This is a genomic window from Streptomyces sp. NPDC046349 (assembly GCF_055587885.1).
Genome location: NZ_JBVJFK010000009.1, coordinates 219319 through 242813 on the forward strand (window position 1 = coordinate 219319; position 23495 = coordinate 242813).

Here is a 23495-nt window from a genome sequence, read left to right on the forward strand (position 1 = left end):
CCTAAGCCCCTTTGGTCGCTGAACCCGACGCGTCCTGGGCGCCCGACGCGTCCTGGCCGGGTTCGCCCGCCAGTCCGCTGTGGAACGCCTCCAGCCACATTCCGGGACCGTTGTCGTCCGCCGGCTGCGGCCTCGCGGCCGGCCGGACTTCGGAGGTGGCGACACGGTCCTTCCGGCGCCGTTGCGGCAGGCCGGTCGCGGTACGTTCGGTGGTCGGCCCGCCGTCGGCGGGCATCGGGCCGGGTACCGGCCCGGGCGCCGGCGCCGGACGGGGCACGGACACGCCGGCCGACGTCGCGTCGACGGGGTGCTCGCGCGGAGTGGCGGACACCGCCCTGGGCCCCGAGGAGGAGCCGATGCCGTGGGCGAGACCGGTCGCAGCGGACGCGGTGGTGATCAGGTGCTGCGGCACGATGACCACGGCGCGGACACCGCCGTACGCGGAGGAGCGCAGGGACACCTGGAACCCGTACGCCTGCGCCAGCCGGCCGACCACAGCGAGGCCCAGCCTCGGGGTCTCGCCCAGGTCGTTGAGGTCGATGCCGGACTGGGCCTGCGCGAGCATCTTCTCGGCGCGTGCGCGGGCCTCCTCGCTCATGCTGAGTCCGCCGTCCTCGATCTCCACGGCGATGCCCGACTGCACCTCGACGGCTGTGAGGTGGACCCGGGTGTGCGGCGGGGAGTAGCGGGTGGCGTTGTCCAGCAGCTCGGCGAGGGTGTGGATCAGCGGCTCGACGACGGGGCCGACGACGGCGACCTCGGAGACCGAGTGGAGTTCGACCCTCTGGTAGTCGATGATCCTCGACATCGCGCCGCGCAGCACGCTGTAGAGCGTGACGGCCCTGCTCCACTGCCGTCCGGGGCGCGCACCGCCGAGGACGGAGATGGAGTCGGCGAGCCGGCCGATGAGGGCGGTGCCGTGGTCCAGTCGCAGCAGGTCTCCGAACACGTCCGGGTTGCGGCCGTGCCGGTCCTCCATCTCGCGCATCTCGTGGGCCTGCTGATGGACGATCGCCTGCACGCGGCGGGCGACGTTGACGAAGGCCCGCTGTGCCGAGTCGCGCAGGCTCTCCTCGTTGTCGACTGCGTCGATGACGTGGGTCAGCACGGCTTGCAGGGCTGCCCTGAAGCGGGGCGTGAGGGCGGTGTCGTCCCCCCAGCGGTTGCCGTGTCCGGCGCGGCCGCCCAGGGAGGTGAGCACCTCCTCGGCCACCTCGCCCCGGCGCAGTCGCTCGATGGCCTCGGGGAGCACCGCCGCGGACAGGCGGGTCGCCTCGGTCTCCTGCCGGGCCAGGGTGTGCCGGAGCGCGGCGATCTCTGCGCCCCGGGCGGCGAGCGCGCGGCCGCGCCGCAGGGCCTCGACGAACACGGCGGCGGTGCACAGGGCACCCGCGGTGATCAGGATGGTGCCGACCGGCTCGGAGGAGGAAACAAGCGCCCCGACCAGGCAGACGGCGGCGAGGGACCCGATCGCGGGCAGCGCCCGGCTTGCCCCCGCATCCGGGTGGGCCGTTTCGGGTGGAATGTCTCTTTGCTCCATCGGCGTCCTCGAATTATCGGAAAAGGGTGACCTTCTGACCGGTGGGCGGGAGCATAACTAGGCCCAACTGCCCGCACGCGCACTTTTGTTGGAGTTCATCGGACCGGAGGAACCGTTATGCGCCATCAATGGCGACGAATTCCGGCCCCGGCGGTGGACGGCCCGCGGAGGGGGGCGGCGTAAGGGGAGGTCGACGGCCCGCCGACGCCTTGGCGGCACGGACTTTCACCCCTGGATCCCCTCCGGCACCGGCCGCGCCTCACGGTCGCGAGGTGGCGCCGCGAAGCCGAATGCGCTAGGGGGCAGCGCCGGAGGGTCGCCGACGCGAGCGGGCCGGCCATCCGGCACCGCTCTGCCGCCCCGGGGGCCGCGAGGCCGGCGTGCAGGGCGCCGAGGGCGAGGTCGGTCGCCTCGGACAGCGGGGTGTCCTCCAGGAGGGAGCCGGCTGTCAGGGCGGCGAGGCCCGGCACGGCGGAGAAGGCGACCCTCGCGAGGTGGTCCGGCTCACCGGCGCGTACGGGGGGCGGGGCCGCCGAGGCGTTCGTCCTTGCACTCGACCGAGGCCGTGGCGTACGGGAGCGCTCCTGTTCGCCGCGGGTGCCCGCCGTCTCGCCCGGCGCGGTCGTACCGAATTCTTCTACGTCGTCGGCGGCCGGGACACCGCGGGTCGGGCAGGTGGCCGCCCCGAGCGGGTCGTCACGGCGACCGGCGGGGCGCTGGAACGCGACCGGCCTCCGCCCGGCATCGTCGCCGTCCCCGGCAGTCGGCTCCCGGCGGCGGCGTCCACGCCGGGTCCGCATCCGCGCCGCCCGGCCCTGACGGTGGCGGGCCGGGCCCTCGATGCGTGACCGGCCCGACTCGTCCGGGCGGGCCCGCTGCCGCACACTGGGATCCGGAACACCCCCGAGGGCGGGGTGCCCGGATCCCGGCGGGCGCGGGGAGGCGCGACATGGTCATCAGTCACCAGATCTCCGACGGGACGCTGCACGTGCGGATCCTGCACGAGCTTCGCGTCACCGACCGGGCCGCGGCCGCCCTGCAGATCGAGTCCCTCGTGCACCTGCACCGTCCGGCGCAGGTCTCCGTCGAACTGCCGAGCCTCTCCCCCTCCCCCATGACCTTCAGCGCGCTGGCCCGCGCCCGGCGGATGTGCCAGAGCCTCGGCATCCCCCTGACCGCGACGGGGCCCGGTGAACAGGCGCCCCTGCCCCTCTTCGGCCACGGGGGCGGCGCGGCCGGGCCCCGGTCGATGGAGCACGGAGCGCGCCACGACCACTGAACCGGGGACGGCGGCCCGACCGGCCGCGGACCGTGGTCAGTTGAAGGGTTCCAGTGTCATGAAGGCCTCCTGGGGGTTCCCCTCGTGCACCAGCGACTCGTGGGCGCCCACGTCGTCGAAGGCGAAGCCGTACGCCTTACCGTCGGCCATCTGGGCGTGGATGATGCGGGAGTAGTGGTTGGTGACGGCGTCGCGGTAGAAGCCGGCGCCGTTCGCGTCGGGCTGGTTCGGGTTGGTCAGGAGCGTGGAGCGGTTGAAGCCCGCGCACAGGGTGCGGGAGATCGGGCCGCGCACGGTGTCGTTGGGGGCGTCGAGGAGCTTGTAGCAGCCGAAGACGCTGTCGGAGTCGGGCTTCTGGAAGCTGGTGACCACCGCTCCCGAGCCGTTGGTGAAGTTCATGACGTTGCCCGAGACCCGGCCGTAGTACTTGGTAGCGGGTTCGTGCGCGAACGGCGTCACGGTGAGGGTGGAGGAGCTGTATTTGCTCCAGACGCGGTTGATGTAGTCGTTCATCGCGCCGGCCGGGATGCCGCCCGCCCCGATGCCGTGGCCGGGGGACAGCGCCCGCAGGGGCGTGCCGTCGGCACGGCTGTGGATCAGCCCGCCCCAGCCGGCCGAACGCAGCCCGCCGAAGACGGCGTTGTACCCGCCCGCCTTGAGGCGGCCGGTGTTCTTGACCGTGCCGTCGGCCGCCTTGGCGCCCACCGCGTACGGGGCCGAGAACATGTCGACCTGCGTGCTGTTGATCCACAGGCCGGCGTCGTTCAGCGTGTACTCGGACCAGTTGAACAGGATGTCGTGGTTGGGGTCGGAGGGGTTCTGCACGGCGGGCTGCACCAGGCCGCCGGTGGTGAGCCGGAAGACGAGCTTGCGTCCGACGGAGAAGTAGACGCGTCCGGAGAACTTGGGCATGCGGATCGTCTTGGTCTGCCCGTTGGCCGGGCCGGCGATCGACGCGTCGGGGGCGGGGGTGGGCGGGTTTCCCCCCACGGGCCAGGGGTGGAACGCGCCGTTGGCGTCGGCCCAGCCCTGCCGGCCCGTCGCGAGCTGGGTACCCAGGTTGTAGATGTAGACGGGCTCGCTGCGACCCGAGTTGTTCTTGATGGTGAGCGGGATGGTGGCCGGTACGGCCTCGGCTGACGGTGGCGGGCCGAAGAACAGCACACCGGCGCCGACGGACAGCGCCGCGACGCCGAACGCCAGCACTCTCGACAAGCGAAACACTCTCTTCCTCCTTGCGTGGGGGGCCTGCCGATGGAGCGGTGGGCGAGGCAGGGATGAATTTATTGAAACGTGAGAGCGCTCTCAGCGTCCGATTGTGTTCAACTTCTGTCAATGCTCTTGACATGACCGCCCGGTCAGAAGGCGTATCGGATCCGCAGCCACGGCGCGTGGGCGGCGACGAGCTCGCGCATCGCCGCGACGGCTGCGCCTTTCACGTCGCTGCGGTAGCGGACGTTCCAGCTGCCGTTCTGCGACCGCTTCGGCTCCTGGAGGCCGGGCTGCCAGAGGACGTCCTCCGCGCGCGGGTGCCAGCCCAGATTGATGTCGTGCAGGTCCTCGTTGTGGGTCAGCATGATGACCTCGGCGGCCGCCTGGTCCTTCACCCGGGCGGGCAGCACGTCGTCCATGTTCCGCAGCAGCAGGGACCAGTCCCGTTCCCAGCCGGGGCGCAGCACGACGGGCGAGAGGTTGAAGTGGACCTCGTAGCCGGCGTCCAGGAAGTCCGCGGAGGCGGCGATGCGGTCCTCCACGGCGCTGGTGCGGATGTCGAGCAGCCTGGAGTCGCCCGGCGGCATGAGGGAGAACCGCACGCGGGTACGTCCGCGGGGCTCCAGGAGGAGCAGGTCCGGGTTGACGAACTTGGTGGCGAAGGACGCCTTGGCGGCGGGCCACCGCGCGAAGGCGTGCACCAGATCGGCCACGTTGTCGCTGATCAGGGCGTCGACGGAGCAGTCGCTGTTCTCGCCGATGTCGTAGACCCAGGCGACCGGATCACACTGGTTGGCCTCGGGCTTGGGGCCCAGGCGCGCGATGTGCCGGGAGAGGTGGGCGACGGTGCGCTCGATGTTGGTGAAGACGGTGACCGGGTTGGCGTAGCCCTTGCGGCGCGGGACATAGCAGTAGGCGCAGGCCATGGCACAGCCGTTGGCAGGCCCGGGGGCGATCCAGTCGGCGGAGCGGCCGTTGGGCCTGGTGGTGAGCGTCTTCTTCTCCCCCAGGACCAGTGTCTCGGTCTTGATCCGCACCCAGCGGTCGACGTTCTGCTCGTTCCCGTGCAGGCCGGGGATCCGCCAGTGCGAGTCGACGGTGACGATCTCGGCGTCGGGGAACCGGGCGAGGACCTGCCTGCCGCGCGGGGAGGCCGCGGCGGCGGGCTCGGCGAAGATCGCCCGTACGGACAGCAGCCGGCGGGCGGCGGGGCTGTCCCGGAACAGCGGGCGGGCGTCCCCCCGCGGGCGGGACGCCGGTCCCGGGTCGATGTCCTCCAGGGCGAACAGGGCGTCTGCACCGTCGTCCGGTCCGGCCCGGGGCGGCTCGGCTCGCATCTTGGTCTCCTGCGGGATCACGGACCGTCCACTGTAGGGCAGCCGGCGGTGCCGCGCCGCCGGCCGGTCGTCGGAGGGCGCTCCGTGGCCGCCCGGGAGGCGTGGGACGCGGCGGTGCCCGAGGCTGGGACGGACGGCACGCCCCGCGCCGCGGGGCGGCCGGCCCGAACGGAAGGGAGCGCCATGGACGCCGGGACGGGCAGGGACGGCACGGACGGGGACGGCCTGAGCCGGGGCGACGAGGTCTCCTGGAAGAGCCACGGCCGACAGGTGACGGGGAAGGTGAAAAGGAAGATCACGAAGCGCACACGGGCCGCGGGCCGCACCGTGGACGCTTCGGACGGGCGGCCGCAGTACGAGGTGGAGAGCGAAGCGTCCGGCCGGTCGGCCGTGCACAAGCCGCAGGCCCTGCGGAAGAAGGGCCGCTCCGACTGACGGCTGCGTACGGCGGTCGGCGGTCGGCGGTCGGCGTGCGCGGGGGCCTTGACGGCGCCGTCCCGCGGCGACGTCTACCGGGCGCCCGTATCGCGGTCGGAGGCGGGCCACACGTACGGCAGGTCGTCCGCGACCCCGGGGAACCGGGGGCGGTAGAAGTCCGGGTCCTTGCGCACCAGGGCGGACTGGTGGCTCCGGTGGAATTCCGGGACGCCGAGCCACGGCGGCAGGTCCCCGTCGGCGGCCAGCTGCTCCTGCGTCCTCGGCTCACCGCCCGGCGGCCGGGCGCCCGGCAGCCAGGCGCTGAAGTCCTGCACCAGGGTGACGGCACAGGTGTCGGCGCGGCCCTCGGCTGTCCAGGTCCGGCAGACGTCCAGTCCGTACCGCACGAGGGCCTCCTCGTAGCCGGCCCACATCCGTACGGCCGGGTGCCTGCGCCACCCGTAGCCCGCGACGATCAGCCCGCGCAGTACCTGGAGCGCCTCGACCCGCTGCTTGCCGAGCCGCCGGACGTCGAGTACCGCGGCCGAGTCCTGGAACGACGGGAACGGAAGGAACGTCTGCAAGGGGACCTCCCCGTCGTCTCGCCGCCCCGGCCGTGCCGGTGGTCGGCGTCCGTGCCGCGTGTCAGGTCTCGCGCAGGACCCGGACGCTGGTGACCTCCGTGTCGACCGCGTCCGGTACCACCATGCCCGCATCGACCCCCGAGCGCAGGTAGCGCAGGACGTCCGCGGTGAGGCGTTCACCGGGCAGCGCCGCGGGGATGCCCGGAGGGTAGGGGGTGAGCATCTCGGCTGCGATCCGCCCGTCGGCCTGGTCCCAGGCCACCTGCTCGGTCGGACCGAAGAAGGCGTCGCGGGGCAGGGCCGCCTGCTCCAGCCGCATCCGGGGCGGCGGCGGGACCCGGACGGGCCGTCCCGTCCGCAGGTGCGCGGCGTGGCCGGCGAGGTCGGTCAGGGCCGTGAGCAGTGTGCCGGCGGTCTCGTGATCGTCGGCGTGGGTGAGCTGGGCGCTGATCCGGCGGTGGTCGGCGAGGTGGAGGTTGATCCGGTGGTGCCGTCGCAGCCAGTCGGCGGCCCGGTAGCCGGTGACCTGCCATGCGCTGATGTCGATGACGATCTGGAGGGGGTCCGTGTCGGCCGCCTTGCCCGCGCCGCAGAAGTCCTCGCGGCCGTGGACGCGCATGCCGTCGAGGCCGGAGATCCGGTCGCGGACCTCGTCGGCGAGGGCGAGGGCGTCGTCGTACAACGCCTTGCCGTGTTCGGCCATCTGCCGTCGCCAGCCGTCCAGGGCGGCGTACACGAGCACGGAGGGACTGGTCGTTCCCAGCAGGTCTTCGCGGCTCTTGAGGACCTCGGGGCGCACGAGGCCGCCCTGGAGGTGGAAGACAGAACTCTGTTCCAGGCCGGAGCCCATCTTGTGGACCGAGGTGACGCACACGTCGGCGCCCGCGTCCATCGCCCAGGTGGGAAGGCCGGGATGGAACGGCAGGTGGGCGCCCCACGCCTCGTCGACGATCAGGGGCCGGCCCCTGCGGTGGCAGACCTCGGCGAGGGCGGCGAGGTCCGAGCACGTGCCGTAGGGGGTCGGCGTGGTCACCAGCGCCCCTCGTGCGTCGGGGTGCGCGGCGAACGCGGCCTCGAAGGCCTCGGCGGACGGCGGGTGGGCGATGTGGCGCTCGGCGTCCCACTCGGGATCAACCCAGACGGGCCGTATGCCGCAGAGGATCAGGCCCGACACGACGGACTTGTGGGCGTCCCGCCCGACCAGCAGTTCCTGGTGGGGTCCCGCGACCGAGAGCATCGCCGACTTCACCGACAAGGAGCTGCCGCAGGTGGAGAAGAAGGCGTGTTCGGCACCGACGGCATCGGCCATCAGCGCCTCGGCCTCCTCCACGACGCCCTGGGAGGACGTACGGTCGTCGAGGCCGCTGGTGGCGAGGACGTCGGAGCGGAACACGTCGTCGCCGAGCACGGCCCGGACTCTCGGGTCGGCCCCGCGGCCCTGTTTGTGTCCGGGAGGCGTGAAGGGGGTCTGCCCGTCTCGGTGATAGGCGGCCAATGCGTCGAGTACGGGTGCTTTGGCGTGGTCCATGGCGTGCGCCTGCCCCTCGGGGAGGGACGGAAACCGCGCACCACGCCGCCGGCCCCGCCAGCGGCCGGCGCGGTGTGTCCGCGACGGGCAGTCGGGGGCCGCCCGTTGAGGCCGGTCCCCTCATGCACAAGGCGCGTCATGGCGCGCGAGCTCGGCGGGAGCGGGACGGCGGGTGGCGCGACGATTCCCTCCTCGCCGAACTCGCGTCCCGCAGAGACGAGTTCACGGCACGCATGACGACGTGCCGGCCGTTCCTTGCTCCGCACGGCGCGGCGACCGCCACCGCCTGCCGGGAGGGAGCTGACGCGCCGTCCGCCCCTCCCTGCACGGCCGGCGGCGTCGCCACAGGTCAGCACGAGGGTGAGCAACGCGGCCATGCCGAGGTGGGCGACGAGGGCGGCGTACGCATGGGCTGCCGTGCGCAGCCCGTGGGACTGCGTCAGGACACCGGCGCCGACGGCCGGCAGGCTCGTCGCCGCGTACGCGAGCAGGTGGTACGCAGCCAGGATCGCGCTGCGGCCCGACCACCGGTGCGGCCGACAACGCTGTCGGAGCGGATGCGTCGAGGGCGAACAGCGTGGCCTTTCCCAACGAGCGCATCAGCAAACGCCCTTGAGGCGAATAATTAGCCTTAAGGCCACGCTACCGCCTCACGCCCCTAAGTCACATAATTCGCTTTAAGGTGGGTCTGTAGACCCCGTGAAGCGAGAACTTTGCTTTAAGCTGCCGATATGAGTCGCAAACCGATGGTCCGTCCCGGTGGCCGCAGCGCCCGCGTCCAGGAGGCGGTCCACACCGCGGTGCGCGAGCTCCAGGCGGAGGTGGGGCGCCCGGAGCTGACCATCCCGCTGATCGCGGCGCGCGCCGGCGTCACCCCGTCGACGGTCTACCGGCGCTGGGGGGACCTGCAGGAGCTGCTGTCCGACGTCGCCGTGGAGAACCTGCGGCCGGACACGCCGCCGCAGGACCACGGCGACCTGGCCACGGACCTGCGGACCTGGGCCGAGCAGTTCATCGAGGAGATGGCGTCCCCGATCGGCCGCGCCTACGTTCGCGACGCCCTGCTCGGGGCCCCCGACGGCGACAACGCGGCGCGGTGCTCGGAGTACGCGGCGGAGCAGATCGGCGTCATGCTCGCCCGCGCGGCGGAGCGCGGAGAGAAGGCTCCCGGGGTGGAGTCGGTCCTCGACCGGATCGTGGCGCCCATGATGTACCGCATCCTCTTCCGCCCCGGAAACCCCGCAGGCCCCGACGAGTCCTACGAGCCCGTCGAGCCCCACGACTCCGGCGGTCCCGGACGTCTCACCGCCGAGTACGCGCGCGGTCTCGTACAGGACCTCATGGACGGCCTCCACCCGCCCCGCTGAATCCGCCCCGCCGCCTCCTCCGTCCGCGCTGCCGGCCCGTCAGACCGCAGGGTCCACGCCCCCGTCCCCGCCACCGTCCGCGGCCCGGCCGGGGACGGGTTCGAGCCGGTAGGCATCGCCGTCGGAGACCACGCGACCGGCGGTCGGCGGAGGGAAGTGCGTGCCGAGCAGGAGCGCACCGGTCTCGGCCAGCGAGGCGAGCAGAGAGCGGCGGGTCGCCTCGGCCCGCCGGGGGTCGACGTCCACGCAGCTGCCGATATCCGGACGCGCCAACTGCACGGGGTGGTGGATGCAGTCCCCGGTGATCAGGGCCGTGGCGCCGCCGTCGGCCACCCGGACGGCCACGTGACCGGGCGTGTGGCCCGGGGCCGGCACCAGCTCCAGACCGGCGGCCACGCCGACGCCGCCGGCCGGTACGTCGACCGCTTCCAGCAGCCCCGCCTCATCGATCGGGTGCACGGAGTCGCGGAACACGGCCGCCCGCGCCTCGTCCATGTCGTAGGCGGCCCAGAAGTCGTACTCCGCCTTCGAGGTGAGGTAGCGGGCGTTGGGGAAGGTCGGGACCCAAGTGCCGTCGACCTCGCGCGTGTTCCAGCCGACGTGGTCGGTGTGCAGGTGGGTCAGCAGGACCAGGTCGACGGATTCCGGCGGAAACCCCGCCCGCGCGAGGCGTTCGAGGTAGTCGGTGTGCAGGTCGTGCCACGCCGGGTTCGCGCGCGTCTTGCCGTTGCCGATCCCGGTGTCGACGATGACGCGCAGCCCGTCCACGGCCATCGCGAAGCTGTGGCTGTCCAGGCGCAGGACACCGCCCCGGTCCGCGAAGTCGGGCCGCAGCCAGTCCCGTTCGGAGACGACGTCGGCGGTGGCGGCCGGCAGCAGCCAAGGGCCGGTCTGCGGCGGCAGCGGGATCTCGTCGATGCGCCGGACGACGACGGAGCCGACCGTCCAGGACGGGGCGGCGGCGGGCTGTGCTGTGCGCACGGGGGAAGCCTTCCTTCGTCTACGGAGGGCGAGCACGCCCCTAAACGCGATTGATTCGCTTTTAGGTACGCTAGGGCCTGCCGTCCACTAACGCAACCTGTTAGCTTTTAGGGGTGGGAACGTCCACCGCGCCCTCCCCCTCGGCCCGTTCAGGAAGGACACCCATGTCCGCCGACGCCATCACGCCTTCGGAGGCGGCCCGCTGGGCCGCGCGCTCCGGCCTCCCCCTGGCGCCCGAACGCCACGCGGGAGTGGCCGCCACCGCCGAACACATCCACTCCGTCGTGTCCCTCCTGCGGGAACTGCACTTCGGGGACACACCGCCGGCCGCCGTGTACCGCGCGGGAGGGGGAGCAGGACCATGCAGCCGTATGAACTGACCGTGGCCGAGGCCGCCGAGGCGATACGGGCCCGCCGGGTGTCCCCGGTCGAGCTGGTGGACTCGGTGCTGGAGCGCATCGAGCAGGTGCAGCCGCGCCTGGGCGCCTACGCCTCGGTGACGGCGGACCGCGCACGGGAGGCGGCGCGACGCGCGGCGGACGAGATCGTCACCACCGACCCCAGGGGGCCCCTCCATGGAATTCCCGCGGGTCTGAAGGACCTGATCGACGTGGCCGGGACGGCCACCTCGGCGAGCTCGCGGGTGCGCGACGGACATCGGGCGGCGGCCGACAGCACCGTTGCCGCGCGGCTCTCCGCGGCCGGAGCGGTGTTCGTCGGCAAGACGCACACCCACGAATTCGCCTACGGCCTGACGACCCCTCAGACCGCCAACGCCTGGGACCACGGTCGCGTGGCCGGCGGCTCCAGCGGCGGATCGGCCGTGGCGGTGGCCGCGCGGGCGGCCGCCTTCGCGCTGGGGACCGACACAGGCGGGTCGATCCGGGTGCCCGCCGCGCTGAACGGGGTGGTGGGCCTGAAGCCCACGTACGGGCTGGTTTCCCGGCACGGCGTGACCTCGCTGTCCTGGTCGCTCGACCACGTCGGTCCCATCACCCGCACCGTGGAGGACGCCGCGCTGGTCCTGGGCGCCCTGGCCGGCTACGACCCGCACGACCCCGCGTCCGTCGCGGCGCCGCCCGCCGAGTACCGGCCGGGCGCCGGGGCGGACCTGACAGGGTTTCGGGTCGGAGTGCCGCGCAACTACTACTTCGACCACGTGGACCCGGACGTGGAGGCCGCCGTACGGAGGGCGATCTCCCGGCTGGAGGAGCTCGGCGCGCTGCTCGTCGACGTCGAGATCCCGATGACGCGGTACATCCGTGCGACCCACTGGGGGCTGATGGTGCCCGAGGCGTCGGCCTACCACGAGCGGACGCTCCGCGCGGTGCCCGACCTCTACTCGGCGGACGTACGTGTGCTGCTGGAGGCCGGGGAGCTGATGACCGCCGGGGACTACCTGCGGGCGCAACGCGCCCGCACGCTCGTGCGGCAGGCGTGGCTTGAGATGGCCGCCGCGGTCGACGTGATCGCCGCGCCCACCGTGCCCATGACCGCCGTGGCCGCCGGGCAGACCACCGTGACCTGGGGCGACGGCACCGTGGAAAGCGTCTCCGACGCCTACGTGCGGCTCTCCGCCCCGGCCGACGTCACAGGCGTCCCCGCGCTGACCGTGCCCGTCGGCCTGGACCACCGGGGCCTCCCGATCGGCATGCAGCTCATGGGGCGGCCCTTCGGCGAGGCGGCGGTGCTGCGCGCGGGGCACGTGTACGAGCGGACCGGCACCGCCCGCGACCTGGCACCTGCGGTGTAGTACCGGGGCGTCCGGGACGGTGTGCCGTGGGAGGAGCGGCGGGGGCGGGACGTCTACCGTGTAGCCATGAGGCTGTTGCTGACGTCCGACACGCACGTGCCCGGGCGAGCCGCGCGCCTGCCCGAGCGACTGTTGACGGCCCTCGGCGAGGCCGATGTGGTGATCCACGCCGGGGACTGGACCGACGAGGCCACCCTCGACCTGCTGGAGTCGAGGTCCCGGCGTCTGATCGCCGTGTACGGGAACAACGACGGACCCGCCCTGCGACGCCGACTGCCCGAGATCGCCCGTGCCGAACTCGGCGGGCTGCGGTTCGCGGTCGTCCACGAGACCGGCCCGGCCGCCGGCCGCGAGCGGCGGTGCTCCGCGCTCTTCCCCGACACGGACGTCCTGGTCTTCGGCCACAGCCACATCCCCTGGGACTCCACGGCCCCGGGAGGGCTGCGCCTGCTCAACCCCGGCTCCCCGACCGACCGCCGGCGCCAGCCCCACCACACCTACCTGACCCTCACCGCCGAGGACGGCGCGCTCAGCGACGTCGTCCTGCACCGGCTGACCGGTTCGGGGCCCGCAATCGACTAGCCGGCCTCACCTCTCCTGAGCCGGCCGCCGGGGCGGCCGCGGTGCAGGGAATCCAGAACGGAAAGGTCGGCCGTCGTCAGACGCAGGGCGCCGGCCGCCACGTTGGCGGCGAGGTGCTCGGGGTCCCCCGTGCCGGGGATCGCGAGTACGTGCGGTCCCCGCTGCAGCGTCCAGGCCAGCCGGACCTGGGCGGCGCTCGCCCCGTGCGCCCGCGCGACCTCCAGCACCTCGGCGCTGTCGTCCCCGACGGCGCCCGCCTGCCGTCCGGTGCCCGCGATCGAGTAGAACGGCACGAACGCGATGCCCTGTTCGCCGCAGGCGCGCAGGAACTCGTCCTGCTCGGGATGTACGCCGATGCCGTACATGTTCTGCACGCACACCACCGGTGCGATGGCCAGGGCCTCGGCCAGGTGGTGCGGCCGGACGTTGGAGAGTCCCAGGTGGCGGACGAGGCCGGCCCGCCGGAGCTCGGCCAGGGCTCCGAAGCGTTCGGCGATCGAGTCGGTACCGACGATCCGGAGGTTCACCACGTCGAGGTGGTCGCGGCCGAGCTGGCGGAGGTTCTCCTCCACCTGGCCGCGCAGCTGTTCGGGCCGGGCGTGCGGCAGCCACTCCCCCGAGGGGTCGCGGCCGGGCCCGACCTTGGTGGCGATCACCAGGTCCTCGGGGTACGGGGCCAGAGCGCGGTTGATCAGCTCGTTGGCGGAGCGCAGCGGGGAGAAGTAGAACGCCGCGGTGTCGATGTGGTTCACCCCGAGGTCCACCGCACGGCGCAGCACCTCGACCGCCTGGCCGCGGTCGCGCGGGACAGCGCCGCCGACGAGGGCTTCGCCGCTCTGGGGCAGGCGCATCGCGCCGAAGCCGATCCGGTTGACCGTGCGGTCGCCGAGCTTCCAGGTGCCTGCTGCTGTGATCGTCTGTGAGGTCATGCACGGGATGTTGCGTGGCGGGTAGGCTGTCGGGCCATTGGTTGAGGCATGTGTGAATCCTCGGGGTGGCGGTGCGGGCGGAACTGGCGTTCTCGGTGGGCGATCTGGCGCGGACGAGGTTCGCCGTCTCGCCGATGTGGGAGGTCGGGCCGAGCATGCGACTGCTGCGCTCGGGGCACGAGCACCCCGTGCACCGGGCGTGGACGGTGCAGGTCCGGCCCCGGCTGGCGGCCGCGGGGCTCGACCGGGGCCTGCTCGCCGAACTGGTGCCGCCCACCGGGTACGTTCCCGACTTCCTCAATCCCGCGCCCGCCGGGCCGGCCCCCACCTTCGAGGAGGAGCTCGCCGCGATCCGGGCCACGCCCGTCGGCCGGGTGCGCGAGGAGCTCGACCGGCTGCGGGACGAGCGGGGGCGTCTCGGACCAGGGCTCCGGGGTCTGTACGACGACGTGCCACGCCTTCTGGACAGGGCCGTTCAGGAGATCGAGGCGTACTGGGAAGTCGCCCTGGCTCCCTACTGGGTACGGATCCGGGCGGTGCTCGACGCCGATGTCTTCCACCGGGCCCGGCAGGTCGCCGAGCACGGAGCGGGCCGCCTCCTGGGCGACCTGCACTCCTCGGTGAGCTGGGACGACAGCGCCCTCCGGCTGGCCGACCGGCGCGCGCCGCTGTCCCGGCAGGCGGCCGGTGCCGGCCTGCTGCTGATCCCCTCGGTCTTCACCGGGCCGGTCCCGTTCACCCGGGTGGCACCGCCGGATCCGCCGCAACTGGCCTATCCGGCCCGCGGTATCGGCGCTCTGTGGGAGCCCCGTCCGGTCGTGCGGGGCGGGGCCCTGGCCGCCGTAATCGGCCGCTCGCGGGCGCTGCTGCTGGCCGAGCTGGATTCGCCCGCGACCACGACCGAACTCGCCCACCGTACGGGCCTGTCGGCGGCCAGGGTGTCCCAGTGCCTCACGGCGTTGCGGGACGCGGGGCTGGTCAGCGCCCACCGGGCCGGACGCTGCGTGCTGTACGCCCGCTCGTCCGTGGCCGAGGCGCTGCTGACCGCCACGGCCGAGCGCGCCGCCAGCCGTGCCCTGGCCGAGGGCCTTCCGGCGCCTCTGGTTGGCGCGCCGCTGCCTCCTTCGAAGGAGTCGGGACCCCGTGCTTGACCGATGAACCCGCGGCAACGTACCTTCGACCGCACCCCGCTCGTGAGCTGCTGGAAGGAGGCGAAACCGGATGTCGACCGTCTCCGCGCTGATTCGCCTCGCACACCAGATCGCCTGGGCTCCGGGTCGTGTAGCACACGGCTGCTGAGCAGCCCCCTTGTCGGCGTGCCCGATTGCGGCCCCGGCACCTTCTCATCTATGTCACCACTTACGGCACGCCGTCGCGTGCCGATGCGTCGCGCTGCGGCACTGCGGTGTCCCGGGCTGCGGCCACCGGAAGAGAAAGCTCCTGAAATGGCGACTTGGACAGTCCGATCGACCGTGCACCGAAACGAGGCCGTGCAATGGTAGCGGCGCGGATCACGGTCAACGGGAAAGAAGCACCGATTTCCCCGGCCGCACCCCACACCACGGTGCTCGATTTCCTCCGCGAGCGGGGGCTGACCGGCACCAAGGAGGGCTGCGCCGAGGGTGAATGCGGCGCCTGTTCCGTTCTGGTGGCCCGTCCCGGGGTGGACAGGCCCACCGACTGGGTGGCGGTCAACGCCTGCCTGATGCCGGTGGCGGCGCTCGACGGCCAGGAGGTCGTCACCTCCGAGGGCCTCGCCACCGCCGGCGAATCCGGCACGCCGGCCGTGTTGCACCCCGTACAGGAGGAGATGGCCGTCCGCGGCGGTTCCCAATGCGGCTACTGCACACCGGGGTTCATCTGCAGCATGGCCTCCGAGTACTACCGGCCCGACCGCTGCGCGCACGCCGCCCCGGCCGACGGGACGGGCTCCGAGCACGGCCCGAACGGTTTCGATCTGCACGCGCTGAGCGGGAACCTGTGCCGCTGCACCGGCTACCGCCCCATCCGCGACGCCGCGTTCGCCATCGGCATGCCCGCCGAGGACGATCCCCTGGCGCAGCGCCGCGATCAGTGCCCGCCCGAACCGGCGGCCACCGCGTACGCGCAGGACGACAGCACGTTCCTGCGGCCGGGCACGCTGGCCGACGCGGTACGGCTGCTGCGCGAGCGGCCCGACGCGGTGGTCGTGGCCGGAAGCACCGACTGGGGCGTCGAGGTCAACATCCGTTCACGCCGGGCGAGTTGCGTAGTGGCCGTCGACCGGCTGCCCGAACTGCGCGGCCTGCACGTCGGGTCCGACCATATCGAGATCGGTGCCGCGCAGACCCTCACGGAGATCGAGCGCCGCCTCGACGGTGCCGTCCCGCTGCTGGCGGAGCTGTTCCCGCAGTTCGCCTCCCGACTGATCCGCAACAGCGCCACCCTCGGCGGCAACCTGGGAACCGGGTCGCCCATCGGCGACAGCCCGCCCGTCCTGCTCGCGCTGGAGGCGTCGGTGGTGCTCGCCGACGCCGACGGCGAGCGCGAGGTCCCCCTCTGCGACTACTTCACCGGTTACCGGCAGAGCGTGCGCCGCCCGGGCGAACTGATCCGCGCGGTACGCGTCCCCCTGCCGCTGTCACCGGTCACGGCCTTCCACAAGATCGCCAAACGGCGCTTCGACGACATCTCCAGCGTGGCGGTCGCCTTCGCCCTGGACATCGAGGACGGGACCGTCCGCAAGGCGCGCATCGGCCTGGGCGGCGTGGCCGCCACCCCGATCCGCGCCCTCGCCGCCGAGGCCGCCCTGGAGGGCGAGCCCTGGACGGAGGGGACCGTCGAGGCCGCGGCCCGGGTGCTCCGGGCCGAGGGCACGCCGATGGACGACCACCGCGCCAGCGCCGGGTACCGCGCCGCGATGCTCGGCCAGAGCCTGCTGAAGCTGTACGCGCGAACCACCGAGGCGGTGTCGTCATGAGCCATCTGTCCGAACGCCCCGAGAAGCCCGTCGTCGGTCTTCCGCTGCCGCACGAGAGCGCCGGCCTGCACGTCACCGGCGCCGCTCTCTACACCGACGACCTGGTCCACCGCACCAAGGACGTGCTGCACGCCTACCCGGTCCAGGTCATGAAGGCGCACGGCACGATCACCGCGCTGCGCACCGAACCCGCGCTCGCCGTGCCCGGTGTGGTCCGCGTACTGACCGCGGCCGACGTGCCCGGTGTCAACGACGCCGGCATGAAGCACGACGAACCGCTGTTCCCCGACACGGTCATGTTCCACGGCCACGCCGTCGCCTGGGTGCTCGCCGAGACCCTGGAGGCGGCCCGGCTCGGCGCGGCGGCCGTCGAGGTGGACCTCGACGAGCAGCCCTCAGTGATCACGCTGCGGGAGGCGATGGCCGCCGGGAGCTACCACGGCGCCCGGCCCGTGATGGAGACCGGCGATGTCGACGCCGGCTTCGCCGACTCCGCACACGTGTTCACCGGCGAGTTCCAGTTCTCCGACCAGGAGCACTTCTATCTGGAGACGCACGCGGCGCTGGCCCACGTCGACGAGAACGGGCAGATGTTCGTCCAGAGCAGCACCCAGCACCCCTCGGAGACGCAGGAGATCGTCGCGCACGTGCTCGGCCTGCACAGCCACGAGGTGACCGTGCAGTGCCTGCGCATGGGCGGAGGCTTCGGCGGCAAGGAGATGCAGCCCCACGGATTCGCGGCCATCGCCGCGCTCGGTGCCAGGCTGACCGGCCGGCCGGTCCGGGTACGGCTCAACCGCACCCAGGACCTGACCATGTCCGGCAAGCGCCACGGCTTCCACGCCACATGGAAGATCGGCTTCGACGCCGAGGGCCGCATCCAGGCCCTCGACGCCACGCTGACCGCGGACGGCGGCTGGAGCCTGGACCTGTCCGAGCCCGTGGTGGCCCGCGCACTGTGCCACATCGACAACACCTACTGGATCCCCCACGCACGGGTCGCCGGCCGCATCGCCAGGACCAACAAGGTTTCCAACACCGCTTTCCGCGGCTTCGGGGGGCCTCAGGGCATGCTGGTGATCGAGGACATCATGGGCCGGTGCGCGCCACTGCTCGGCCTCGACCCCATGGAGCTGCGCGAACGCAACTTCTACCGGCGGGGCCACTCGACGCCTTACGGCCAGCGGGTCCTGCACCCCGAACGGATCGCCACCGTCTGGCGCCAGGTCCAGGGCGACGCCCGCATCGCCGACCGCAAGGCCGAGATCGCGGCCTTCAACGCCGCGCACCCGCACACCAAACGGGCGCTCGCGGTCACCGGGATCAAGTTCGGGATCTCCTTCAACCTCACCGCCTTCAACCAGGCCGGTGCGCTGGTGCTGGTCTACAAGGACGGCTCGGTCCTGATCAACCACGGCGGAACCGAGATGGGGCAGGGCCTGCACACCAAGATGCTGCAGGTGGCCGCCACCACGCTGGGCGTCCCGCTGCACAAGGTGCGGCTGGCCCCGACCCGCACGGACAAGGTGCCCAACACCTCGGCCACCGCCGCCAGCGCCGGGGCTGACCTCAACGGCGCCGCGGTGAAGAACGCCTGCGAGCAGATCCGCGAGCGGCTGCTCCAGGTCGCCGGTACCCGACTGGGTGCGAGCGCCTCGGACGTGCGCATCGTCGACGGCGTCGCGCACGTCCTCGGCAGTGACGCGGAGCTGGCCTGGGACGACCTGGTGCGCACGGCGTACTTCCAGCGAGTCCAGCTGTCGGCGGCCGGCTTCTACCGGACCGAGGGCCTGCACTGGGACCCGCAGGTGTTCCAGGGGTCGCCGTTCAAGTACTTCTCCTACGGCGCAGCAGCGGCCGAGGTGGAGGTGGACGGCTTCACCGGCGCGTACCGGATCCGGCGGGTGGACATCGTCCACGATGTCGGTGACAGCCTCTCCCCCATGATCGACATCGGTCAGGTCGAGGGCGGCTTCGTACAGGGGGCGGGCTGGCTGACGCTGGAGGACCTGCGGTGGGACGCCGGCGACGGTCCGAACCGGGGCCGACTGCTCACCCAGGCGGCGAGCACGTACAAGCTGCCGAGCTTCTCGGAGATGCCCGAGGAGTTCAACGTAAGGCTCCTGGAGAACGCCACGGAGGAGGGCGCGGTCTACGGCTCCAAGGCGGTGGGCGAGCCTCCGCTGATGCTGGCTTTCTCGGTGCGGGAGGCGCTGCGGCAGGCCGCGGCGGCCTTCGGGCCCGAAGGGGTCAGCGTCGAACTCGCCTCCCCGGCGACGCCCGAGGCCGTGTACTGGGCGGTCGAGTCGGCGCGCGGCGGCGGTGCACCGTACGGCGGGCAGGCGCCCGACGGCTCCGGGATCCCGGCCGAGGCAAGTGCACCGATCAATGCCTGACATGGGCTGGGTGGCCGCGGTCGCGCGGTTGCGGGCACGCCGGGAGCCCGGCGTGCTCGTGACCGTCGCGACCGTACGCGGCCACGCGCCCCGCCGGGCCGGTGCCAAGCTCGTGGTGGGACACACCGAGACCTGGGGGTCGATCGGCGGCGGCAACATCGAGGCCGTCGCCATCGACCGGGCGCGCGAGCTGAACGGCGCGGCCGATCCGGAGCCGGAGCTGATGGAGTTCGCCCTCAACGACAAGGTCACCGGCCGGCACGGGGTGCAGTGCTGCGGCGGCTCCGTCACGGTGCTGTTCGAGCCGCTGCCGGTGGTCGAGGCGGTGGCGGTCTTCGGCGTCGGACACGTGGGACTGGAACTGGCACGCATCCTGGCCCGTCACCACCTCGACCTGCACCTGATCGACTCCCGCCCGGACATGCTCACCGAGGACCGGCTCGGCGTGCTCGCGGACGCGGTGGCGCAGATCCGGGTGCACCACACGCCGCTGCTGCCGGAGGAGGTCCTCGCGCAGCTGCCGCCCGGCGCCCACGTCCTGATCATGACCCACGATCACGCCGAGGACGCCGCGCTGTGCGACGCCGCCCTGCGCACCGCCGGTCTCGGCTCCATCGGGCTGATCGGCTCGTCGGCGAAATGGGCACGCTTCCGGCAACGCCTGGCCGCCGAGGGCGGTCATGCCGCGGCCGCCATCGACCGGATCAAGACCCCGATCGGGATCCCGGGGATCGGCGGCAAGGAGCCCGCCACGATCGCGGTGAGCGTGGCGGCGGACCTGCTCCGTACCTTCGAACAGGACCGCCGCCGGTCCGTCCCGGATGCGGTGACGCCGGCGCCGGCTGCCGCCGTCGCGTACGCACCGTCGGACGAGCCGGTAGCGGGGGCGGCGGTGGGCGACCGGTGACGGCGCCGGCGCGGCCTGATCCGCTCCGGCCGGCCCTCCGTACACGACGCCGGGAGGATGTCCGGATCTTTGGGGGTTCTGCCAGTACGGGCGTCAGCCCGGCCCCGTAGAGACTTCCGAGGAGGGGCCGCGGCGCCACCCTGGGACGGGGGTCGTGGCCGAAGCATGCCTGAACGGGGAGGACGTCACCATGAGCGCGCAGCAACAGTACGACGAGATCGGCGAGGCCTACGAGGGGTTCAAGGCCCTGCCGCTGGAACAGTACGTGGTGATACCCAGCTTCCTGGCGCTGGTCGGGGACGTGCGCGGCAAGTCGGTCATCGACCTGGCGTCCGGAACCGGCTTCTACAGCCGGGAGTTCAGGCGGCGCGGCGCCGCGGAGGTGCTCGGCATCGACATCTCCGGTGAAATGATCGCCGTCGCGCGGCAGTTGGAGGACGGCGACCCGCTGGGGGTTCGCTACGAGGTGGGCGATGTGGCCGAGCTGCGGCCCATCGCGCAGCCCTTCGACATCGCCCTCGCGGTCCAACTGCTCAACTACGCCGAGGACATCGCCACGACCGAGCGCATGTGCCGCGCCCTGCACCGCGGCCTGAAGCCCGGTGGCGAGCTCTTCCTGCTCAACCAGTCGCCCGACTTCCGCTTCGACGGGCCCACCCCGGAGCGGTACGGCTTCCGCAGCGAACTCACCGGTGTGGAGGTCGAGACCGGGCCGCAGGTCCGGACGACGGCACTGCTCGACCCGCCGGTGTCCTTCATCGCCAACCGGCCGCGCCGGGAGGTGTACGAGAAGTGCCTGCAGGCGGCTGGGTTCAGCGAGTTGACCTGGGTGCCGATGACGGTGTCGGAGGCCGGCGAGGGCGCGTTCGACGCGGGGTTCTGGGCGGACTTCCACGCCAACCCGCCGCTCGAGATGCTGCGCTGCCGCGCCTGACGGCCCCGGCTGCCGGCGTGGACGGCGGCCCGGCCCCGGCTCGGGGGGCGGGGACGGGCCGCCGGGTCTCATTCCACGAGCCGCCCGGCGAACGCGCGGGCGGCGGCCAGGTCACCCGCGTTCGGCCGCTGCTTGTTGATGCCGCCGACCGGCCTGAACGGTGCCCACGTGTCGAGGGCTCGGCAGGTGAAGGTGGCTTCGACGGCGAACCCCTTGCCCTCGAGGAGCCGTACGAGCGGCCGGGTGAACGGCGCGAACGGGAACTCCGGCAGGCCGCTCGTGGCGAACACGAACGCCCGCCCCGCCGCCGATGCCGACGCCGTCGGCAGGGCCCGCGCGAACGCGAGCAGGTCCGGGTGCATCCGCTGCGCGAAGACCCCGGACCCGAAGCCCACCAGGTCGTGGCCCGCCATCTCCGAGGCCGCCACCTCCTGCGGCGCGACCACGCGCGCGTCGAGCACCTCGGCCATCGCCTCCGCCACGCGCCGGGTGTTGCCGTGGGATACGGACGTGCAGACGAGCAGATTCTTCATCGGCGTCCCTTTCGGTCGTCGTCCCGCACACCGGAGACCGACCGGGCCCGCCGGATGTGACAGTCCCGTCCCGCGCCCCTTGGTCCAGGGCTCGGGCAGGGGACGGCGCCGGTTCAGGCGTAGCGCTCGAAGAGGGCCTCGATGTAGCCCTCCAGCCTCTGCGCCAGGACGTCGGCCGTGAGGTCTTCGCGGCCCAGTTCCCGCCAGGGAACGGCGACCTTCTCCGCGTCCGGCGCGAAGCCCAGCGCGTCCAGCAGCCGCCAGTAGAGATGGGTGGCGCGGTCGGCCGGGCTTCCTCCCGCGGCGACGTAGCGGTCGGTGAAACCCATGCCCGCGGAAACCCCGTGCAGGAGGGCGAGAGCCGTCGAGCAGTGGGCCACGTCCAGGTCGGCCGGACCCCACGACGTCTCCACCCAGTCGACGACGCCACTGATCCGCAGATCGGCGCCGGTACCGGTGAACAGGACGTTGCCGGGATGGAAGTCCCGGTGCAGGAACCGGCCCTGATGGGCCGGCGGCTCCCGGCGGATGATGTCGACCGCGCGCCGCCAGAGCTCGGGACGCTCGGTGCCGGGCGGTGGGGTCACCCGCTCCGGAGACGTCCAGGCCTGGTAGGGGCGGGGCCGTCGTGACGCGCTCACGGGCAGCCGGTGGATGCGCACCAGCTGTCGGGCGAGCAGTTCGGCACGGTCCTCGGCGCCCTCATCGTCCAGGCGCACGGTGCCCGGCAGCAGGGACATCAGCAGGGAGGGGTGATCGCAGTACTGCGCCGTCGCGTCCACCGCCGTGAGCGTGGCCGCGGGCACGTCCGTGCCACCGAGCAGGCGCAGGATGGCCGCCTCACGGGTCAGCAGGGCCTCGGCGTGGCGAACGTAGAAGGGCTTGACGAAGGACCGCAGGACGAGGGAGCGCCGACCGCCCGGACCGCAGAGGTCCAGTCGGCGCATCTGCGACGTCCAGCCGCCGCGCAGCGGCACGACCCGTTCGATGCGTTCCGCCCCGGACAGGCCCTTCTCCACCCAGGAGCGCGTGGCGCTCCAGTCCTGACGGTCGAGTTCCACCCCTGTACCCCCGGTCCCTCACCCAGGGGGCAGGCTACCCTGCCCGGCCGCGCGGCAGGCGTGGGGCGGGCAGGAACGCTCCTCGGACGGCCCGGATTCCCGATCCGGGGCGTGCCGGACACCGCCGGTCATCGACCGCGGTCGTCTTCGACGGTCACGTCGGCGGGCCAGGTGTGGTGCTCGATGAAGTACCCGACGGCGCGGGCGGCCACGTCGAAGGGGACGGTGTCGCGGTCGGCGTGGCTGTCGCCCTGTCCGTTGGACAGCTGGTAGCCGTCCGACGCGCCCTCGGCGCGCGGATCGACGAGATGCTCGCCCGGGTCGCCCTCCCCGTCGAGGAAGACGACCTTCGCGCGCTCGCCGTTGGCGACCACGTTCAAGAGCCGTCCCGTGTCGCTCTCGAACCACGTCTCCAGAGTCGCCCAGTCCCGTCGGCGCCAGAGCAGTTGTCCGGCCTCCGCGCCGGAGCAGGTGTACCCGACAGACCCCTGCAGGTGCCAGCGGTTCCCAGCGACGGTCAAGGTGCTCCTGCCGATCCGGCGTCCCCGACCAGCCGCGGGACGCGTAAGCGTCCGACAAGTATGGCCTGCAACGCCTACGGCAGGGACGTCCGCCCTCCCCGCCCGTCACCGCCGTGCGCCAGCCGGGCGTGCAGGGCGGGACCTCCGACGGCCACCGCGACGAACAGGATCGCGGCGGTGATCAACGCCGGTTCGGAGAACCACAGCCCGGCGACCCGGTCGACGAGCAGAGCGGCGGCCACGAGGAGCACCTTCGCCGCCACGAGGCCGAGGAAGAGGCTCCGGTCGAGCGGAGCCCTACCACTGCGGGCGAGCCGGCTGCCGACGAGGCGGCCGGTCACGCTGACGCAGAGCACCACCAGGAGTACGCGCACCGCATGCTCCCACGCCGGGGTGTCCCCGCCGAACGCCCACACGGCACCCACGGCGACGCCGGCGACGCCGTAGGCCATGCGCCTGCGCGCGGCCCCGGCCCTCGTGCGCCGCCCGCGGACAGGGCTCTGCCCGGCACATGCTCGGGCGCCGTAGACGGACATTTCTCACCTTTCCCTTGCAGTCATTGACCAAAAACTCAATAGCGACAAAACAACTTGCACTCCGAGTGTCATATCTTCGGGTTCCCTCGTCAAGCCCCTGACGGAAGCCCCGGCGGCCGGGGGCGCCCGGCGCGTCCCG

General features: G+C 72.7%; 22 protein-coding genes. 11 read left to right on the forward strand and 11 right to left on the reverse strand.

The window, feature by feature from the left end; genetic code table 11:
- Window position 1: 1 nt before the first annotated feature.
- Window positions 2-1540, reverse strand: coding sequence for a sensor histidine kinase (locus ACZ6JS_RS22440; RefSeq protein ID WP_469300259.1), 1539 nt, complete (start codon window positions 1538-1540; stop codon window positions 2-4).
- Between the two features lie 949 nt (window positions 1541-2489).
- Here ACZ6JS_RS22440 and ACZ6JS_RS22445 point away from each other — a divergent pair.
- On the forward strand, window positions 2490-2819 hold the full coding sequence (locus ACZ6JS_RS22445; RefSeq protein WP_469300261.1) for a hypothetical protein: 330 nt from the start codon (window positions 2490-2492) through the stop codon (window positions 2817-2819).
- Window positions 2820-2855: 36 nt separating this feature from the next.
- Here ACZ6JS_RS22445 and ACZ6JS_RS22450 read toward each other — a convergent pair whose 3' ends face one another.
- Window positions 2856-4043 carry a glycoside hydrolase family 64 protein gene (locus tag ACZ6JS_RS22450; protein ID WP_469300262.1) on the reverse strand — a complete coding sequence of 396 codons (1188 nt, stop codon included), beginning with the start codon at window positions 4041-4043 and terminating at the stop codon, window positions 2856-2858.
- A gap of 134 nt (window positions 4044-4177) precedes the next feature.
- Window positions 4178-5368, reverse strand: a complete 1191-nt coding sequence (locus tag ACZ6JS_RS22455) for a spore photoproduct lyase family protein (RefSeq protein WP_469300540.1) — start codon at window positions 5366-5368, stop codon at window positions 4178-4180.
- 183 nt (window positions 5369-5551) lie between these two features.
- On the opposite strand from ACZ6JS_RS22455, the gene ACZ6JS_RS22460 reads away from it, so the two are divergent.
- On the forward strand, window positions 5552-5803 hold the full coding sequence (locus tag ACZ6JS_RS22460; protein WP_469300264.1) for a hypervirulence associated TUDOR domain-containing protein: 252 nt from the start codon (window positions 5552-5554) through the stop codon (window positions 5801-5803).
- Window positions 5804-5877: 74 nt separating this feature from the next.
- Here the strand turns inward: ACZ6JS_RS22460 and ACZ6JS_RS22465 are convergent, their stop codons facing one another.
- Together ACZ6JS_RS22465 and ACZ6JS_RS22470 are read right to left on the reverse strand one after the other, a co-directional pair.
- Window positions 5878-6369, reverse strand: coding sequence for an MSMEG_6728 family protein (locus ACZ6JS_RS22465; RefSeq protein ID WP_469300265.1), 492 nt, complete (start codon window positions 6367-6369; stop codon window positions 5878-5880).
- A 61-nt stretch (window positions 6370-6430) separates the two neighbouring features.
- Complete coding sequence (locus ACZ6JS_RS22470) at window positions 6431-7897, reverse strand: aminotransferase class I/II-fold pyridoxal phosphate-dependent enzyme (protein ID WP_469300267.1); 1467 nt, start codon at window positions 7895-7897, stop codon at window positions 6431-6433.
- A 731-nt stretch (window positions 7898-8628) separates the two neighbouring features.
- Between ACZ6JS_RS22470 and ACZ6JS_RS22475 the strand changes: the two genes are divergently transcribed.
- On the forward strand, window positions 8629-9264 hold the full coding sequence (locus ACZ6JS_RS22475; protein WP_469300268.1) for a TetR/AcrR family transcriptional regulator: 636 nt from the start codon (window positions 8629-8631) through the stop codon (window positions 9262-9264).
- Window positions 9265-9303: 39 nt separating this feature from the next.
- On the opposite strand, the gene ACZ6JS_RS22480 is transcribed toward ACZ6JS_RS22475, so the two are convergent.
- Window positions 9304-10245 (reverse strand): MBL fold metallo-hydrolase, encoded by a 942-nt coding sequence (locus ACZ6JS_RS22480; RefSeq protein ID WP_469300270.1) that lies wholly within the window; start codon window positions 10243-10245, stop codon window positions 9304-9306.
- 164 nt (window positions 10246-10409) lie between these two features.
- Here ACZ6JS_RS22480 and ACZ6JS_RS22485 point away from each other — a divergent pair, with 164 nt between their 5' ends.
- The 3 genes from ACZ6JS_RS22485 (at window position 10410) to ACZ6JS_RS22495 (ending at window position 12580) form a co-directional block, all read left to right on the forward strand.
- Window positions 10410-10625, forward strand: a complete 216-nt coding sequence (locus tag ACZ6JS_RS22485; protein ID WP_469300271.1) for a hypothetical protein — start codon at window positions 10410-10412, stop codon at window positions 10623-10625.
- Window positions 10607-11998 (forward strand): amidase, encoded by a 1392-nt coding sequence (locus ACZ6JS_RS22490; protein ID WP_469300272.1) that lies wholly within the window; start codon window positions 10607-10609, stop codon window positions 11996-11998. Before ACZ6JS_RS22485 ends, ACZ6JS_RS22490 begins: the two co-directional genes overlap by 19 nt.
- Before the next feature lie 66 nt (window positions 11999-12064).
- A complete protein-coding gene (locus tag ACZ6JS_RS22495) occupies window positions 12065-12580 on the forward strand; it encodes a metallophosphoesterase family protein (protein WP_469300274.1) in 516 nt (171 codons plus the stop codon).
- Here the strand turns inward: ACZ6JS_RS22495 and ACZ6JS_RS22500 are convergent.
- Entirely contained in the window at window positions 12577-13509 is a 933-nt protein-coding gene (locus ACZ6JS_RS22500) for an oxidoreductase (protein ID WP_469300275.1), read from the reverse strand. The two genes, ACZ6JS_RS22495 and ACZ6JS_RS22500, sit on opposite strands and share 4 nt — an antisense overlap.
- Before the next feature lie 71 nt (window positions 13510-13580).
- Between ACZ6JS_RS22500 and ACZ6JS_RS22505 the strand changes: the two genes are divergently transcribed.
- The 5 genes from ACZ6JS_RS22505 to ACZ6JS_RS22525 all read left to right on the forward strand — a co-directional run bounded on the left by ACZ6JS_RS22505 (window position 13581) and on the right by ACZ6JS_RS22525 (window position 20705).
- The gene (locus ACZ6JS_RS22505; protein ID WP_469300276.1) at window positions 13581-14660 is read left to right on the forward strand and encodes an ArsR/SmtB family transcription factor; all 1080 of its coding nucleotides are present in this window, start codon (window positions 13581-13583) and stop codon (window positions 14658-14660) included.
- Between the two features lie 344 nt (window positions 14661-15004).
- Window positions 15005-16468, forward strand: coding sequence for a xanthine dehydrogenase small subunit (locus tag ACZ6JS_RS22510; RefSeq protein ID WP_469300278.1), 1464 nt, complete (start codon window positions 15005-15007; stop codon window positions 16466-16468).
- Complete coding sequence (xdhB, locus tag ACZ6JS_RS22515; protein ID WP_469300280.1) at window positions 16465-18864, forward strand: xanthine dehydrogenase molybdopterin binding subunit; 2400 nt, start codon at window positions 16465-16467, stop codon at window positions 18862-18864. The genes ACZ6JS_RS22510 and xdhB overlap by 4 nt, the downstream gene beginning before the upstream one ends.
- Before the next feature lies 1 nt (window position 18865).
- Window positions 18866-19771, forward strand: coding sequence for a xanthine dehydrogenase accessory protein XdhC (gene xdhC, locus ACZ6JS_RS22520; protein WP_469300542.1), 906 nt, complete (start codon window positions 18866-18868; stop codon window positions 19769-19771).
- Window positions 19772-19961: 190 nt separating this feature from the next.
- Window positions 19962-20705 (forward strand): class I SAM-dependent methyltransferase, encoded by a 744-nt coding sequence (locus ACZ6JS_RS22525; RefSeq protein ID WP_469300282.1) that lies wholly within the window; start codon window positions 19962-19964, stop codon window positions 20703-20705.
- Window positions 20706-20773: 68 nt separating this feature from the next.
- Here ACZ6JS_RS22525 and ACZ6JS_RS22530 read toward each other — a convergent pair whose 3' ends face one another.
- The 4 genes from ACZ6JS_RS22530 to ACZ6JS_RS22545 form a co-directional block, all read right to left on the reverse strand.
- Window positions 20774-21238, reverse strand: coding sequence for a flavodoxin family protein (locus ACZ6JS_RS22530; protein WP_469300283.1), 465 nt, complete (start codon window positions 21236-21238; stop codon window positions 20774-20776).
- A gap of 113 nt (window positions 21239-21351) precedes the next feature.
- Complete coding sequence (locus ACZ6JS_RS22535; RefSeq protein WP_469300285.1) at window positions 21352-22299, reverse strand: phosphotransferase family protein; 948 nt, start codon at window positions 22297-22299, stop codon at window positions 21352-21354.
- Window positions 22300-22427: 128 nt separating this feature from the next.
- Complete coding sequence (locus tag ACZ6JS_RS22540; protein ID WP_469300286.1) at window positions 22428-22820, reverse strand: hypothetical protein; 393 nt, start codon at window positions 22818-22820, stop codon at window positions 22428-22430.
- Between the two features lie 74 nt (window positions 22821-22894).
- Window positions 22895-23272: a hypothetical protein gene (locus tag ACZ6JS_RS22545; protein WP_469300288.1), complete on the reverse strand. Its 378-nt coding sequence runs from the start codon at window positions 23270-23272 to the stop codon at window positions 22895-22897.
- Between the last annotated feature and the right edge of the window lie 223 nt (window positions 23273-23495).

Bases quoted from the DNA above. Each gene is read 5' to 3' on its own strand.
- ACZ6JS_RS22510 (WP_469300278.1), top strand. From the start codon at position 15,005: ATGGTAGCGGCGCGGATCACGGTCAACGGGAAAGAAGCACCGATTTCC.
- ACZ6JS_RS22495 (WP_469300274.1), top strand. From the start codon at position 12,065: ATGAGGCTGTTGCTGACGTCCGACACGCACGTGCCCGGGCGAGCCGCG.
- ACZ6JS_RS22545 (WP_469300288.1), bottom strand. From the start codon at position 23,272: ATGGCCTACGGCGTCGCCGGCGTCGCCGTGGGTGCCGTGTGGGCGTTC.
- xdhC (WP_469300542.1), top strand. From the start codon at position 18,866: ATGGGCTGGGTGGCCGCGGTCGCGCGGTTGCGGGCACGCCGGGAGCCC.
- xdhB (WP_469300280.1), top strand. From the start codon at position 16,465: ATGAGCCATCTGTCCGAACGCCCCGAGAAGCCCGTCGTCGGTCTTCCG.
- ACZ6JS_RS22470 (WP_469300267.1), bottom strand. From the start codon at position 7,897: ATGGACCACGCCAAAGCACCCGTACTCGACGCATTGGCCGCCTATCAC.
- ACZ6JS_RS22485 (WP_469300271.1), top strand. From the start codon at position 10,410: ATGTCCGCCGACGCCATCACGCCTTCGGAGGCGGCCCGCTGGGCCGCG.
- ACZ6JS_RS22490 (WP_469300272.1), top strand. From the start codon at position 10,607: ATGCAGCCGTATGAACTGACCGTGGCCGAGGCCGCCGAGGCGATACGG.
- ACZ6JS_RS22460 (WP_469300264.1), top strand. From the start codon at position 5,552: ATGGACGCCGGGACGGGCAGGGACGGCACGGACGGGGACGGCCTGAGC.
- ACZ6JS_RS22475 (WP_469300268.1), top strand. From the start codon at position 8,629: ATGAGTCGCAAACCGATGGTCCGTCCCGGTGGCCGCAGCGCCCGCGTC.
- ACZ6JS_RS22440 (WP_469300259.1), bottom strand. From the start codon at position 1,540: ATGGAGCAAAGAGACATTCCACCCGAAACGGCCCACCCGGATGCGGGG.
- ACZ6JS_RS22455 (WP_469300540.1), bottom strand. From the start codon at position 5,368: ATGCGAGCCGAGCCGCCCCGGGCCGGACCGGACGACGGTGCAGACGCC.
- ACZ6JS_RS22500 (WP_469300275.1), bottom strand. From the start codon at position 13,509: ATGACCTCACAGACGATCACAGCAGCAGGCACCTGGAAGCTCGGCGAC.
- ACZ6JS_RS22530 (WP_469300283.1), bottom strand. From the start codon at position 21,238: ATGAAGAATCTGCTCGTCTGCACGTCCGTATCCCACGGCAACACCCGG.
- ACZ6JS_RS22525 (WP_469300282.1), top strand. From the start codon at position 19,962: ATGAGCGCGCAGCAACAGTACGACGAGATCGGCGAGGCCTACGAGGGG.
- ACZ6JS_RS22445 (WP_469300261.1), top strand. From the start codon at position 2,490: ATGGTCATCAGTCACCAGATCTCCGACGGGACGCTGCACGTGCGGATC.